Genomic DNA, 12,391 nt, shown 5'->3' on the forward strand with positions numbered 1-12,391 from the left:
CCGCATCACAGGAGAAGACCATGTCACCCAGGACCTTGCTGCTTGCAACCGCGCTGGCGCTTGCGCCCGCCCTGCCGGCGTTGGCCGGGGATATCGAGGTGCAGGACCCCTATGCCCGGGCGTCCACCATGATGTCGAAATCGGGGGCGGCCTTCATGGTGCTGGTCAATACCGGCGCCGAGGAGGACCGGCTGGTCTCCGCCGCCTCGGACGTGGCCGAGCGGGTCGAGCTGCACACCCACGAGGCCGATGCCAATGGCGTGATGCGCATGGTCGAGGTCGAGGAGGGCTTTGCGATTCCCGCAGGCGGCAGCCACGCGTTGAAACGCGGTGCCGACCATGTGATGTTCCTTGGCCTGACCCGGCCGCTGGCGCAGGGCGACAGCGTCACCGTGACGCTGACCTTCGAGAAGGCGGGCGAAATGGTGGTCGAGATCCCGGTCGACATGACCCGCGATGCCATGGGCCGCCCGGTGGACGCCCCCATGCAGGGCGGCGACATGGGGCCTGGCGGGCCCATGCGGCCGGGGAACTGAAATCGCCGCCGGGGCCCGCCCGGTGCGGGCCCCTGCGCGGGCGTCAGGCGACCTTTTCCAGATGCCCCGCGGGTAGCACGCCCAGCGCGTGACAGATGTCGCGCGTCAGATGAGGCTTGTTCAGCGTGTAGAAATGGAAATCCTGCACGCCCCCCTCCATCAGTTCGGTGCACAGCTCGGTCGCCAGCGCCTTGCCCAGCAGATCCTCGCGCCCGTCGCGGATCGCCTTGTCGAACGCCTCGTCCACCCAGGCGGGAATCCGCGCGCCGCAGCGTTCGGCAAAGCGGCGCACGCCGGCCCATTTCTCGATCGGCAGGATGCCGGGAATGATCTTCGTGCCGTCGATGCCCGCCGCGTCGCATTCCTCGCGGAAGCGGAAGAAGGTCTCGGCTTCGAAGAAGAACTGGGTGATCGCCGAATCCGCCCCCGCCTCGAACTTGCGCTTGAGCCATTGGACGTCATGGCCCACGCCCCGCGATTCGGGATGCGGCTCGGGATAGGCACCCACGCGGATGGTAAAGGCCGCCCGCGCCGCCAGCGCCTCGATCAGTTCGCAGCTATCGGCGAAGCCTTCGGGGTGGGGGGTGAACCTGCCCTGACCCTGCGGCGGGTCGCCGCGAAGCGCCACGATCTCGGTCACCCCGGCCCTGGCATAGGCGTCGGCGATCTCCAGCGTCTCGGCCCGGGTCGCGTCCACACAGGTCAGATGCGCGGCGACGTTCACGCCATAGCGGTTATGGATCGCCTCGACCGCCTCATGGGTCAGCTTGCGCGTGGTTCCGCCCGCGCCATAGGTCACCGACACGAATTGCGGCTTCAAAGGCGCCAGTGCCTGCACCGTCTCCCAGAGCTGGAAACTCGCCTCCAGCGATTTCGGCGGAAAGAACTCGAAGGACACACGGGGGGCGGACATGGCACTTGCTCCGGCTGGATTCGGCTTCGCACGCTTGTCGCACGCGGCAGGTTGTGAAACAAACTCATAGTTCTCAAGATCAATATGAGCGGCGCGACAATATGCACCTCGAACTTCGCCACCTGCGCACGATCAAGGCCATCCATGACGCGGGCGGTCTGGCCCGCGCGGCCGAGCGGCTGAACATCACCCAGTCGGCGCTCAGCCACCAGGTCAAGGGGCTGGAGGACCAGGTCGGGATGGAGCTTTTCGTGCGCCGCACCAAGCCCTTGCGCCTTTCGGCAGCGGGGCTGCGGCTGCTCAGGGCGGCCGAAAGGGTGCTGCCCGAGATCGCCGCGCTGCAGGCGGAATTCCAGGGATTGCGATCGGGCCGGTCGGGGCGGCTGCATATCACGCTGGAATGTCATGCCTGCTATGACTGGCTGCTGCCGGTGCTGGAATCCTTCCGCAAGGCCTGGCCCGAGGTCGATGTCGATATCCGCCCCGGCCTGTCCTTCGACGCGCTGCCCGCGCTGGCCCGCGAAGAGGTGGATCTGGTGATCTCCTCCGATCCCGAGGATCACGACGACCTGACCTTTGCGCCGCTGTTCGACTACGAACCCGTCTTCGTCTGTGCCGCCACCCATCCGCTGGCCGCGAAACCCTTTGTCGAGGCAGAGGATTTTCGCGACCAGACGCTGATCACCTATCCGGTGGACCGCAGCCGGCTCGACATCTTCACCGGGCTTCTGGGGCCGGCCCGGGTGGAACCGCTGGCGGTGCGGCCGGTGGAACTGACCGCGGTGATCCTGATGCTGGTGGCCTCGGGGCGCGGGGTGACGGTGCTGCCCGACTGGGTGATGCGCGACGCGCGCGGCCTGGCCGATCTGGCGATCCGCCGGGTGACCGAACCGGGCCTGACCAAACGCATCTATGCCGCCACCCGGACCGAGGACGCGGCGCGGCCCTATATCGCCCATTTCATCCGGCTCGCCCGCAGCGAACCGGTCAAGCTGCAACGCGCCAGCCCCTGACCCCGCGCCCCGTGTTTCTTCTTGGCGGAAATACCCCGGGGGGAGTCCGCAAGGACGGGGGGCAGCGCCCCCCTGCGCCGGTGGGGTTCTCAGGCCCCGATCCGGATCGTCTCGGCCTCGGTGACGATCACATCCAGATGCTGGTCGGTCGGCTCGACCGGGACATGCGCCACCTCCTGCGCGGCATAGGCAAAGCCCACCGCCAGGACCGGCCCGTCGGCGCGCAGCCGCGCCAGCGTGCGGTCATAGAAGCCCCCGCCATAGCCCAGCCGCGCGCCGCTCCGGTCGAAGGCGAGCAGCGGCACGATCAGGAGTTCGGGGCGCATCTCCTGCCCCTCGACCGGCACCGCCGCGCCGAAGGGACCGGGACGCATCGGGCAGCCCGGCGTCCAGCGGTGAAAGACCAGCGCCGCGCCCCTGGCCACGATCACCGGCACGCCCACCTGCCCAAGCGCGGCCAGCGCCGCCATCGCGGGCAGGGGGTCGATCTCGTCGCGCATCGGCATGTAGCCGGAGGCAGGGCGGCCCAGTTCCGGGGCCAGAACGCTCAGCAGGCGCGCCACCGCCACAGCGCCGCGCGCCGCGTCATGCGCCGCCGCCCGCCGCGCCAGCGCCTCGGCGCGCAGCGCCGCCTTGCGGTCCTTCACAAGAGCACCATCGTCGCGATGCCCAGGAACACGAAGAATCCGACGACATCGGTCACAGTGGTGACGAAGGGGCCCGATGCCAGTGCCGGATCGACCTTCAGCCGCTCCAGCAGGATCGGGATCACGATGCCGCCGACCGCCGCGGCCATCAATGTCACCACCATTGCAAGCGCAATGACCACGCCGATCATCGGCTTGCCGAACCAGATCACCGCCACCACCCCCATGATCACCGCGAAGGCAAAGCCGTTGAGCAGGCCCGCCAGCGCCTCGCGCCGGATCACGCGCCACATGTTCGAGGCCGTCAGGTTCTTGGTGGCCAATGCCCGCACCGCCACGGTCAGCGACTGGGTGCCCGCGTTGCCGCCCATCGAGGCCACGATGGGCATCAGCACCGCCAGCGCCACGATCTGCGCGATCACCTCCTCGAACTGTGCGATCACGACCGAGGCGAGGATCGCCGTCACCACATTGACCACCAGCCACGGGAACCGACCCCGGGCGATGTCGAGCACGTTGTCGGTAAGGCTTTCCTCGCCGACCCCGGCCAAACGCAGGATGTCTTCTTCGTGCTCCTCGTCGAGCACGTTCATCGCGTCGTCGATGGTGATCACGCCGACCAGCCGCCCGCCCTCGTCCACCACCGGGGCCGAGATCAGGTGATACTGGTTGAAGGCATAGGCGACCTCGGATTCGGGCTGGGTGACGGGGATGGTGCGGAAACTGTCCTCCAGCAGGGCGGTCAGCCTGACCGAGCGCTTGGAGGCCAGCAGCTTGCCCAGCGTCACATAGCCCACCGGCCGGATGCCCGGATCGACCACGATCACATGGTAGAACTGGTCGGGCAGGGTCTTCTTGTTGGCGCGCAGATGGTCGATGGTCTCGCCCACGGTCCAGTGTTCGGGGGCGCGCACCACCTCGCGCTGCATCAACCGGCCCGCGGAATAGTCCGGATAGCCCAGCGCCTGCTCGACCGCGACCCGGTCGGCCACCTCCAGCGCGTCGAGGATCGCCTCCTGCTGGGGCTGCTCGAGATCCTCGATCAGGTCGACCACGTCGTCCGATTCAAGGTCGCGCACCGCCTCGGCAAGGACATCGGGCGGCAGGAAGGCGATCACCTCCTCGCGCAGGCCCTCGGCCAGTTCGGACAGCACCTCGCCATCGAACTGACGCCCGCCCATCAACAGGATCTCGCGCCGCCTTCCGCTGTCCACCTGTTCCAGAAGGTCGGCGATGTCGGCCGGGTGCAACTGCTCCAGCAACGCGGCCAGCCGCGCGGAATCGCCCGCCGCCACCGCCAGCAGGATCGCCGATACCGTCCGGTTGTCGAGCGCGTAGCCCTCTTCCTCCGGAACGGTCTTGTCGATGATGTCGTCGTCCATGCCTTGCCCTGCCCGATCCGTTGCCTGCACCATAGCCAAACCGGTCGCCCTGCAACAGGGTGCGATGCGGGATTTACGCCATCCCCGCAGGTCCATAGGGTTTGCGCAGGTGCAGGGTGCGGGGGAGGGCTTCGGGTGGAACTGATCCTGGGACAGGTGCTGCATTTCGCGGCCGACCCCTTCGCCGAAGGGCCGGCGGCCGCGCTTGTCGAAACGCGCGGGGGCGTGCTGGTGGACGCTGGCCGGATCGCGGCGGTAGGGTCGGCGGATGCGCTGCGCGCGGCCCATCCCGGCGCGCGGGTGACCGACATGGGGATGGCGCTGCTGTCGGCGGGGTTCGTCGATGCCCATGCGCATTATCCCCAGACCGGCATCATCGCGAGCTGGGGCAAGCGGCTGATCGACTGGCTGAACAGCTACACCTTCCCCGAGGAAATGCGCTTTGGCGATCCCGCCCATGCCGCCGCGGTGGCGGCGCGCTATCTGGACCTTGTGCTGGCCCATGGCACCACGACGGTCGCCAGCTTCTGCACCAGCCATCTCGCAAGCGTCGATGCCCTGTTCGCGGCGGCCGAGGCGCGGGGGATGCGGGTTGCAGCGGGCAAGACCTGCATGGACCGCAACGCGCCGCCCGGCCTGTGCGACACCGCCGAACGCGCGCATGACGAAAGCGCGGCGCTGATCGCGCGCTGGCATGGGCGGGGGCGGCTGGTCTATGCGATCACGCCGCGCTTTGCGCCGACCTCGACGCCCGAGCAGCTGGATGCGCTGGGCACGCTCTGGGCCGAACATCCGACCTGCCTGATGCAGACCCATCTGAGTGAGCAGGCCGAGGAACTGGACTGGGTGCGCGCGCTTTACCCCGAGGCGCGCGATTATCTGGATGTCTACGAACGGGCGGGGCTGCTGGGGCCGGGCGCGCTGTTCGGCCATTGCATCCACCTGACCGGGCGCGAGCGGATGCGCCTGCGCGAGGCGGGCGCGGCGCTGATCCATTGCCCGACCTCGAATGCCTTCATCGGTTCGGGGCTGTTCGACATGGCCGGGCTGACCGCCGAGGGCCAGCGCGTGGGGCTGGCCACCGATACCGGCGGGGGCTCGTCCTTCTCGATGCTGCGCACCATGGCCGCGGCCTACGAGATCGGCCAGTTGCGCGGCCGGGCGCTGCATCCGGCGGAACTGTGGTGGCTGGCCACCGCCGGGGGGGCGCGGGCGATGGGGATGGCCGAGCGGATCGGAAACCTGGCGCCGGGGATGGAGGCCGACCTGATCGCGATCGACCTGGCCTCGACCCCGGCCATCGCCCAGCGCAGCGCGCGGGCAGGGACGTTCTGGGAGGCGGTCTTTCCGACCATAATGATGGGCGACGACCGCGCCATCGCCGGGGTCTGGGTGAACGGGCGCAGGCTTGGCGCTGCCTGAGCGGCGGGCGCAGGGGTTATCCTGCGCCCGGCTGGTTCGCCGTTGTCCGGATCGGTCCTAGCCGACGAACGCCTTCTCGACCACATATTCGGCGGGTTCGGAATTCGCGCCTTCGCGCAGGCCCCAGCCTTCGAGGATCGCCATCACGTCCTTGTTGAAGTCGAGCGAGCCGCAGACCATCGCCCGGTCCACGGACGGGTCCATCTTCTCGCAGGGCAGGCCGAGATCGCGGAACACCTTGCCCGAGGCCAGGTTGTCGGTGACCCGGCCCATGGTGCGGAAATCCTCGCGCGTGGTGGTGGGGTAGTATTTCAGCTTGCCGCCGACGAATTCCCCGATCAGCGGATCCTCGGGCAGGCTTTCGACCAGTTCGCGGCCGAATTCCAGTTCCGCCACCTCGCGGCAGGTATGCATCATGATGACCTCGTCATACTGCTCGTATGTCTCGGGGTCGCGCATCAGGCTGGCGAAGGGGGCGATGCCGGTGCCGGTGGCGAGGAACCACAGCCGCTTGCCGGGCAGAAGCGCATCCAGGACCAGCGTGCCGACGGGTTTGGGCCGCAGGATGATCTCGTCGCCGGGCTTGATATGCTGAAGCCGCGAGGTCAGCGGGCCATCCTGCACCTTGATCGAGTAGAAGTCGAGGCCGTCATCCCAGGCGGGCGAGGCGATCGAATAGGCGCGCATGATCGGCTTGCCGTCATCGCCGGGCAGCCCGATCATCACGAACTCGCCCGACCGGAAGCGCAGCGATTGCGGGCGGGTCGTGCGGAAATAGAACAGATCGTCGGTGTAGTGACGCACCTCGGTCACGGTCTGCGCGTCGGGCAGAGTCTTCTTGGCGGCGGTTGCTTGGGTCACGGCGGTCTGCTGGTTCATGTATGTGATGCAACGGGACAGGATGCCCCGCTCCTTTCCTTCTAGGTGTCCTCGCCCTTCGGGGAAACCCCCAACCGTCCGCACCGGCCGGAATGCCCGGCGCGGACCCTCACGCGGGGTATTCCCGAGAGCGGCGCCCGCGGCCATGACCCAGATCAAGCCTTGTTGTCGCAGCTTGCGGCAGATCCGCCCGTTTGAGCGCCGTTCAGATGGCCGGAGGAACGCGGTTGACCGCCGATACGGCCTTTGCAACATGGGTCCTTGCAAGGGATTTCGGGCAGCGGCCATCGGGGGTTTCTTCGTGGATCGCGTTGACGTAACGTTAATGCACCCCGACGGGCAGTTTGGCATGATTTTAAGAGGTATTCCAACGTATCATGGATGTGACACACGCTCGACGCCGAATTCGCGAGACCGGTTGGCTGAGAAACCTGCCCGGCCCCTTTTGCACCGCATTGCTTGCCGGATCCCATCTGCGGCGTGTCGGCAATGGCGAGGTGCTGTTTCATCGCGACGATCCCGCCCCGGACTTCCTCGGGCTGGTGGATGGCCTGCTCTACGTCTATGCCGATGCCGGGGACGAGGGGCCGCGGCTGGTCTTCGTGGCCCATCCGGGCTGGTGGGCGGGCAGCGTTGCCATGGTCGGCGGCTCGGAGCGGCGCTGCACGGTCGTGGCCCGCGCGCCTTCGGTGCTGCTGTCGGTGCCGCGGATGCATATCGAGGCGCTGGCCCGGCGCGATCCGACGACCTGGCGCCATGTCGCGGTCAATGTCGCCGCGCAATATGACAGCCTCGCGCTGCTGTTGCTGGCGCAGGCCAATCCCGATCCGCGGGTGCGGCTGCTGATCTCGTTGAAGAGGCTGCACCGGTTCAACGATGGCGCCACCATCTTTCCGGTGACGCAGTCCGAACTGGCCGAGTTGTCGGGGCTGTCGCGGAACTCGGCGAACCGGGCAATGCGCCAGTTCGTGGCCGAGGGGCTGATCGAGACGGGCTATGGCTGGCTGCGCATTGTCGATCCCGACACGCTCGACGCGGCGCTGTGCCAGCGAAACGGCAGCGGGGAATGCTGCGAGCGGCGGGCGGGCTAGGGCCGCGCATGCGCGCGCGGCCCCGTCCGGTGGCCTGTGGTCAGGGCGCCGCTTCGAGCGCGGCGATGATGGCGGAGAAATCCGCCGCCTTCAGCGACGCGCCACCCACCAAGGCGCCATCGACATTCGAGGTCGCGAAGATCTCGGCGGCATTGTCGGGCTTGACCGAACCGCCGTAAAGCAGCCGGATCCCGTGCCCCGCCTCGCCGAAGCGCGCGACCAGTTCGGTGCGCAGGAAATCGTGCACCTCGGAAATCTGGGCCAGCGTCGGCACACGGCCGGTGCCGATGGCCCAGACCGGTTCATAGGCGACCACGACAGTCGCGCCGCTCACGCCCTCGGGCAACGAGCCTGCCAGTTGCGCCCCCACGACGCCCAGCGTCTGGCCAGCATCGCGCTGGGCCTCGGTCTCGCCGATGCAGACCACGGCCACCAGCCCCCCGGCCAGGGCGGCCTCGGTCTTGGCGCGCACGATGGCGTCGGTCTCGGCATGATCGGTGCGGCGTTCGGAATGGCCGAGGATCACATGGCTTGCCCCCGCATCGCGCAGCATGGCGGCCGAGATGTCGCCGGTATGGGCGCCCGCGGCGGCGGCGTGGCAATCCTGGCCGCCCACGGCAATCGCAGACCCGGCGGCCGCGTTTGCCATGCGCTCGATCAGCGTGGCGGGCGGGCAGAGCAGCAGATCGACCGCAGGCGCGGGATGGGCCGCGGCCAGGGCCGTCACCTCGGCCAGCGCCGCACCCGTGCCGTTCATTTTCCAGTTGCCGGCTGCCAGTTTCCGCCGCATGCGCAATCCTCCCTTGCTGCAAATACCGGGCGCCTTCTAGGGCATTTTCCCCGGAAGCGGAACGCCTCTTTTGCGCGCAGCAGGGGGGGTCAGTCGCCGCGGGCCTCGTCCATCTCGCGGAACTTGATGGATTCGCCGCAGCCGCAGGCATCGACCACATTGGGATTGCGGAACTGGAAGCCGGATTCCAGCAGGCTGGTCTGGTAGTCGATTTCGGTGCCGAACAGGAACATCTGCGCCATCGGCGCGATCGCGATGCGGGCGTCGTCCTGTTCGACCACCTCGTCATGGGGGTCGATGTCGGAGACGTAATCCATCGTGTATTCCATCCCCGCGCAGCCGCCCTTCTTGACGCCGATCCGCAACGCGGCGGCACCGTCCCGCGCCATCAGCCTTGCGACCTGGGCCGCCGCGGCGGGTGTCAGCGTGACGGGCGGTTTTCCGGGGATGCCGAACATGGATGCGCCTCCTTTTCCCTAGTCAAAGACTAGGGTTTCCCGGGCGCAGTCTCAAGGGGAAGTCGGTGGCGCGTGGCGGAAAGAAGACGGGGCGGCGCGTGCCGCCCCGTCCTGCGCGGGCTCAGAGCCCCATGCAATTGGCGTAATAGGTCACGGTCGCCGGCCAGTCCGAGAAGACGCCCTCGACGCCGACATCCTGGGCGAGCACGTCGAGAAGCTCGAAATAGACGCCGTCATTGTCGGTCACGTCCTTGATCGACTGGAAATACCAGCCCCCGCCGGTGGCCAGCGGACCCGAGCGTTCCAGCGTCCAGGTGATGATCTTCAGCCCGGCGGCCTTGGCCTCCTGGGCATAGGGCGAGGGCACGATGCGGCCATCCTCGACGGTGACCAGCATCCAGGTCGGCGGCGCGATGTAGCGCACGCCCATGTCGGCCAGTTCCTGCATGGTCGGCTTGAAGCTGGCCGGGTCCATCGGGTCGATCAGCCCCTCGATCTCGGTCTCGGCCTCGTAGCGGTCGTCGAGATAGACCGCCTGGGCGCCGAATTCGGGCTCGTTCTCGATCCAGTAGAGGATATCGGCGAGGTCGAAGGATTGCGCGAACACATCTTCGGGCGGGATGCCCGCGGCCTTGTATTCGTCGATCAGTTTCTGCGCGTAATCGGCCTGGGTGAAGCCGTCGAAGGGCATCTCGACCGAGGGCGACTTGAGTTCGGGGGTGAACTTGGCGCCGAGCGAGCGGAACAGTTCGATCGATTCGGCATGGGTCAGCGATTGCGCACCGTGGGTGTAGAGATCGGTGCGGAAGGCCGCGATGCCGCCCTGATAGGCCTCGGGCGTCGTGGCCTTCGCGTCGGCGGCGTCCATCTTGGGCTTGAGCGTGCGGAACTCGGCCAGCGTGATCTCGGAGGTGCGGCACTCGGCGGTCGCGGGCGTGTCGCCGCTGGCCGGGGTGAAGGGGGTGATGCAGGTCGCGGCCAGATCGGTGAGCAGGATGTCGGTGGTGGTGTGCAGGTCGTTCTGGGCGTGACGGCAGACCAGTTCCTTGTCCTTGGTGAAGGTCACGTCGCATTCCAGGATGCCCGCGCCCATGCGCGCCGCGGCGACATTCGATTCGACGGTATGTTCGGGGAACATCAGCGGCGCGCCGCGATGGCCGATCGAGAAATCGCTGCGGCTGGGCGTCTGGCCCATGCAGGCGGTCAGCTTTTCCTTCAGCGGACCGTCGGTCATCCTGTCGATCAGGTAATAGGGGCGGGGGCCGTAATCGAGAACGGTCTCGGCATGGCCGGGCAGGGCCGTCGCGGCCAGAAGGGCGGCGGCGACCGTCAGGCGGGGGAGGGACATGGGATTCTCCGCTTCTTGGTGGGAAGGAACGGAAACCATGTGACGGGGCCGCGTGACAGTCGTGCGACAGGCGCGTGACGGCTACATGAAGCCCAGTTCCAGCCGCGCCTCGTCGGACATCATGTCCATGCCCCAGGGCGGATCCCAGGTGATCTCGACATCGACCTGCTTGACGCCCGGCAGCGGTTCGACCGCCTCGGCCAGCCAGCCGGGCATCTCGCCGGCGACCGGACAGCCCGGCGCGGTCAGCGTCATGGTGATCGCGACCGCATTCTCGTCGTCGATCTCGATGGTGTAGATCAGGCCCAGATCGTAGATGTTGACCGGGATTTCCGGATCGTAGACCGACCGGCACGCCGACACGACCTGCTCGTAAAGCGGGTGATCGGTCGAGGAGGGGCGGATGAGGGGGGCACCCTCGAGTTTTTCCTGCTGCATGGACATCGGGTTTCCTGCAAATCCTACAAAAGATATAAGGAAAGGCCGGGGCGCCGTCCAGATCCGGTTTTGCCTTCCCGCGGCCCGGGCTTGCCGGGCGCGGCGGGGCGCGGTAGCAGGGAGGGCAACGCAAGGGTGCCAGGGGGCGGGGATGCGCAAGGATCTGTCGGATGACGAGGCGCGGGCGCTTCTGGCCCGGGACGAACGCGAGATGAGCGTGGTGATCTCGGACCCGGCCCTGCCTGACAACCCGATGATCTATGTCAGCGAGGAATTCGAGCGCCAGACCGGCTATTCCGCGGCCGAGGCGATCGGGCGGAACTGCCGGTTCCTGCAGGGGCCGGGCACCGATCCCCATGCGGTCGAGGCGATCCGCCACGCGCTGCGCGCCCAGACGCCCTTCAGCATCGACCTGCTGAACTATCGCAAGGATGGAACGGCCTTCATCAACCGGCTGCGGATCCGGCCGATCTTCGATGACGAGGGGCGGTTGATGTATTACGCGGGCGCCCAGAACCCGCTCTAGACAGCCCGGCCGCACGATGCGTGGGGGATGCGCGGCCGGTTTCGCGGCCGCGACAGGAAGCCCCATCTGAAACCTGAAGGTTGCGGCGTTTCGGGTACTATCTGGGGTTGTCAAGCAGACCGGAAAACAACTATCAATATCGCCGACTCGGCGTTTCGCCCGCGACAGTCCAGGCTCGAGAGGGGCGCGACGGCCCTTTGGGCCCGGGCGGCGAGCCTGTGTATAACCTTGTGAACAGCCGTTGCGGCGCGATGCCGTCGACGGGTTGGGCCAAGGCCGCGCGGGAGAGACGCAGTCTGGTCGTTGAAGCCCCTGGCCCTTGCCCGCAAGGCGTTCACGGGCTTCGGACCCGTCGTAAGGTTGCCCTGGGACTGTCCGCCGACCGGATTTCCCCCGGCATCCAGCCTGTGCACAAATTCCAGAAAATTCCGCGGCGTCACGCGGCGGTCGTTGCGGTGGACGGCCAGAACTGGACGGACTAGTTTAGCAATTGCGGATTGTGGGGATCCGCGTGAGCGAGGGAAAAACGATGACCACCGTCAGACCGCTGGGCAAAGCCCTCATTGGGCTGTCGTTCCTGGTGCTTGTCGCCGCCTGCGCCGCTCCGCCTGTCGAGGAATGCGAGCCTGGCGTATCCGAGATCAGCGAGATGGGGACCGTGACCAATCCGGGCTGCTGAGGCGCGCAGGACGGTCCCGCATCTATCGGTCGCGGCAGTATTTTCTGTCGGGACCAAACCCCGGGCGCTCGCCCGGGTAGCGCCCGGTCCCGTTCCCCCAGGACCGGGCGCATTCATGTCAGGGCGCCGGACCCTTTCGGGCCCGCCCCCGGATTTCGTTTACCTGTTCATCCTGTTTTCGATGAGGGTATCGACGACGGATGGGTCGGCGAGGGTTGAGATGTCGCCCAGCGCGCCGAAGTCGTTTTCGGCGATCTTGCGCAGGATGC

14 protein-coding genes are annotated in these 12,391 nt (G+C 67.5%); 6 read left to right on the top strand and 8 right to left on the bottom strand.

What is annotated here, in order from left to right:
• Positions 1–20: 20 nt before the first annotated feature.
• The gene (locus NHN26_RS13225) at positions 21–536 is read left to right on the top strand and encodes a copper chaperone PCu(A)C (RefSeq protein ID WP_253089874.1); all 516 of its coding nucleotides are present in this window, start codon (positions 21–23) and stop codon (positions 534–536) included.
• A gap of 43 nt (positions 537–579) precedes the next feature.
• Here the strand turns inward: NHN26_RS13225 and metF are convergent, their stop codons facing one another.
• Positions 580–1,449 carry a methylenetetrahydrofolate reductase [NAD(P)H] gene (gene metF / locus NHN26_RS13230; RefSeq protein ID WP_253089875.1) on the bottom strand — a complete coding sequence of 290 codons (870 nt, stop codon included), beginning with the start codon at positions 1,447–1,449 and terminating at the stop codon, positions 580–582.
• A gap of 101 nt (positions 1,450–1,550) precedes the next feature.
• On the opposite strand from metF, the gene NHN26_RS13235 reads away from it, so the two are divergent.
• Positions 1,551–2,462, top strand: coding sequence for a LysR family transcriptional regulator (locus NHN26_RS13235; protein WP_253089876.1), 912 nt, complete (start codon positions 1,551–1,553; stop codon positions 2,460–2,462).
• 89 nt (positions 2,463–2,551) lie between these two features.
• Here NHN26_RS13235 and NHN26_RS13240 read toward each other — a convergent pair whose 3' ends face one another.
• Together NHN26_RS13240 and mgtE are read right to left on the bottom strand one after the other, a co-directional pair.
• Entirely contained in the window at positions 2,552–3,109 is a 558-nt protein-coding gene (locus NHN26_RS13240; RefSeq protein WP_253089877.1) for a 5-formyltetrahydrofolate cyclo-ligase, read from the bottom strand.
• Positions 3,106–4,491 (bottom strand): magnesium transporter, encoded by a 1,386-nt coding sequence (mgtE, locus tag NHN26_RS13245; protein WP_253089878.1) that lies wholly within the window; start codon positions 4,489–4,491, stop codon positions 3,106–3,108. Before mgtE ends, NHN26_RS13240 begins: the two co-directional genes overlap by 4 nt.
• A gap of 135 nt (positions 4,492–4,626) precedes the next feature.
• On the opposite strand from mgtE, the gene guaD reads away from it, so the two are divergent.
• Positions 4,627–5,913 (top strand): guanine deaminase, encoded by a 1,287-nt coding sequence (gene guaD / locus NHN26_RS13250; protein ID WP_253089879.1) that lies wholly within the window; start codon positions 4,627–4,629, stop codon positions 5,911–5,913.
• Between the two features lie 57 nt (positions 5,914–5,970).
• Here the strand turns inward: guaD and NHN26_RS13255 are convergent, their stop codons facing one another.
• Positions 5,971–6,792, bottom strand: a complete 822-nt coding sequence (locus tag NHN26_RS13255; protein WP_253089880.1) for a ferredoxin--NADP reductase — start codon at positions 6,790–6,792, stop codon at positions 5,971–5,973.
• Positions 6,793–7,247: 455 nt separating this feature from the next.
• On the opposite strand from NHN26_RS13255, the gene NHN26_RS13260 reads away from it, so the two are divergent.
• A complete protein-coding gene (locus tag NHN26_RS13260; protein WP_253089881.1) occupies positions 7,248–7,883 on the top strand; it encodes a Crp/Fnr family transcriptional regulator in 636 nt (211 codons plus the stop codon).
• 40 nt (positions 7,884–7,923) lie between these two features.
• On the opposite strand, the gene tpiA is transcribed toward NHN26_RS13260, so the two are convergent.
• The 4 genes from tpiA to NHN26_RS13280 form a co-directional block, all read right to left on the bottom strand.
• The gene (tpiA, locus tag NHN26_RS13265; RefSeq protein WP_253089882.1) at positions 7,924–8,673 is read right to left on the bottom strand and encodes a triose-phosphate isomerase; all 750 of its coding nucleotides are present in this window, start codon (positions 8,671–8,673) and stop codon (positions 7,924–7,926) included.
• Positions 8,674–8,762: 89 nt separating this feature from the next.
• Positions 8,763–9,131 carry a HesB/IscA family protein gene (locus NHN26_RS13270; RefSeq protein WP_253089883.1) on the bottom strand — a complete coding sequence of 123 codons (369 nt, stop codon included), beginning with the start codon at positions 9,129–9,131 and terminating at the stop codon, positions 8,763–8,765.
• A 121-nt stretch (positions 9,132–9,252) separates the two neighbouring features.
• Positions 9,253–10,479, bottom strand: a complete 1,227-nt coding sequence (locus tag NHN26_RS13275; RefSeq protein WP_253089884.1) for a glycerophosphodiester phosphodiesterase family protein — start codon at positions 10,477–10,479, stop codon at positions 9,253–9,255.
• 81 nt (positions 10,480–10,560) lie between these two features.
• Complete coding sequence (locus NHN26_RS13280; protein WP_253089885.1) at positions 10,561–10,923, bottom strand: SUF system Fe-S cluster assembly protein; 363 nt, start codon at positions 10,921–10,923, stop codon at positions 10,561–10,563.
• Positions 10,924–11,068: 145 nt separating this feature from the next.
• Here NHN26_RS13280 and NHN26_RS13285 point away from each other — a divergent pair, with 145 nt between their 5' ends.
• Positions 11,069–11,443: a PAS domain-containing protein gene (locus NHN26_RS13285; protein ID WP_253089886.1), complete on the top strand. Its 375-nt coding sequence runs from the start codon at positions 11,069–11,071 to the stop codon at positions 11,441–11,443.
• Between the two features lie 529 nt (positions 11,444–11,972).
• The gene (locus NHN26_RS13290; protein WP_253089887.1) at positions 11,973–12,122 is read left to right on the top strand and encodes a hypothetical protein; all 150 of its coding nucleotides are present in this window, start codon (positions 11,973–11,975) and stop codon (positions 12,120–12,122) included.
• Positions 12,123–12,391: the final 269 nt, after the last annotated feature.

The sequence above is a fragment of the Rhodovulum tesquicola genome (assembly GCF_024128855.1).
Lineage (GTDB): Bacteria > Pseudomonadota > Alphaproteobacteria > Rhodobacterales > Rhodobacteraceae > Rhodovulum > Rhodovulum tesquicola.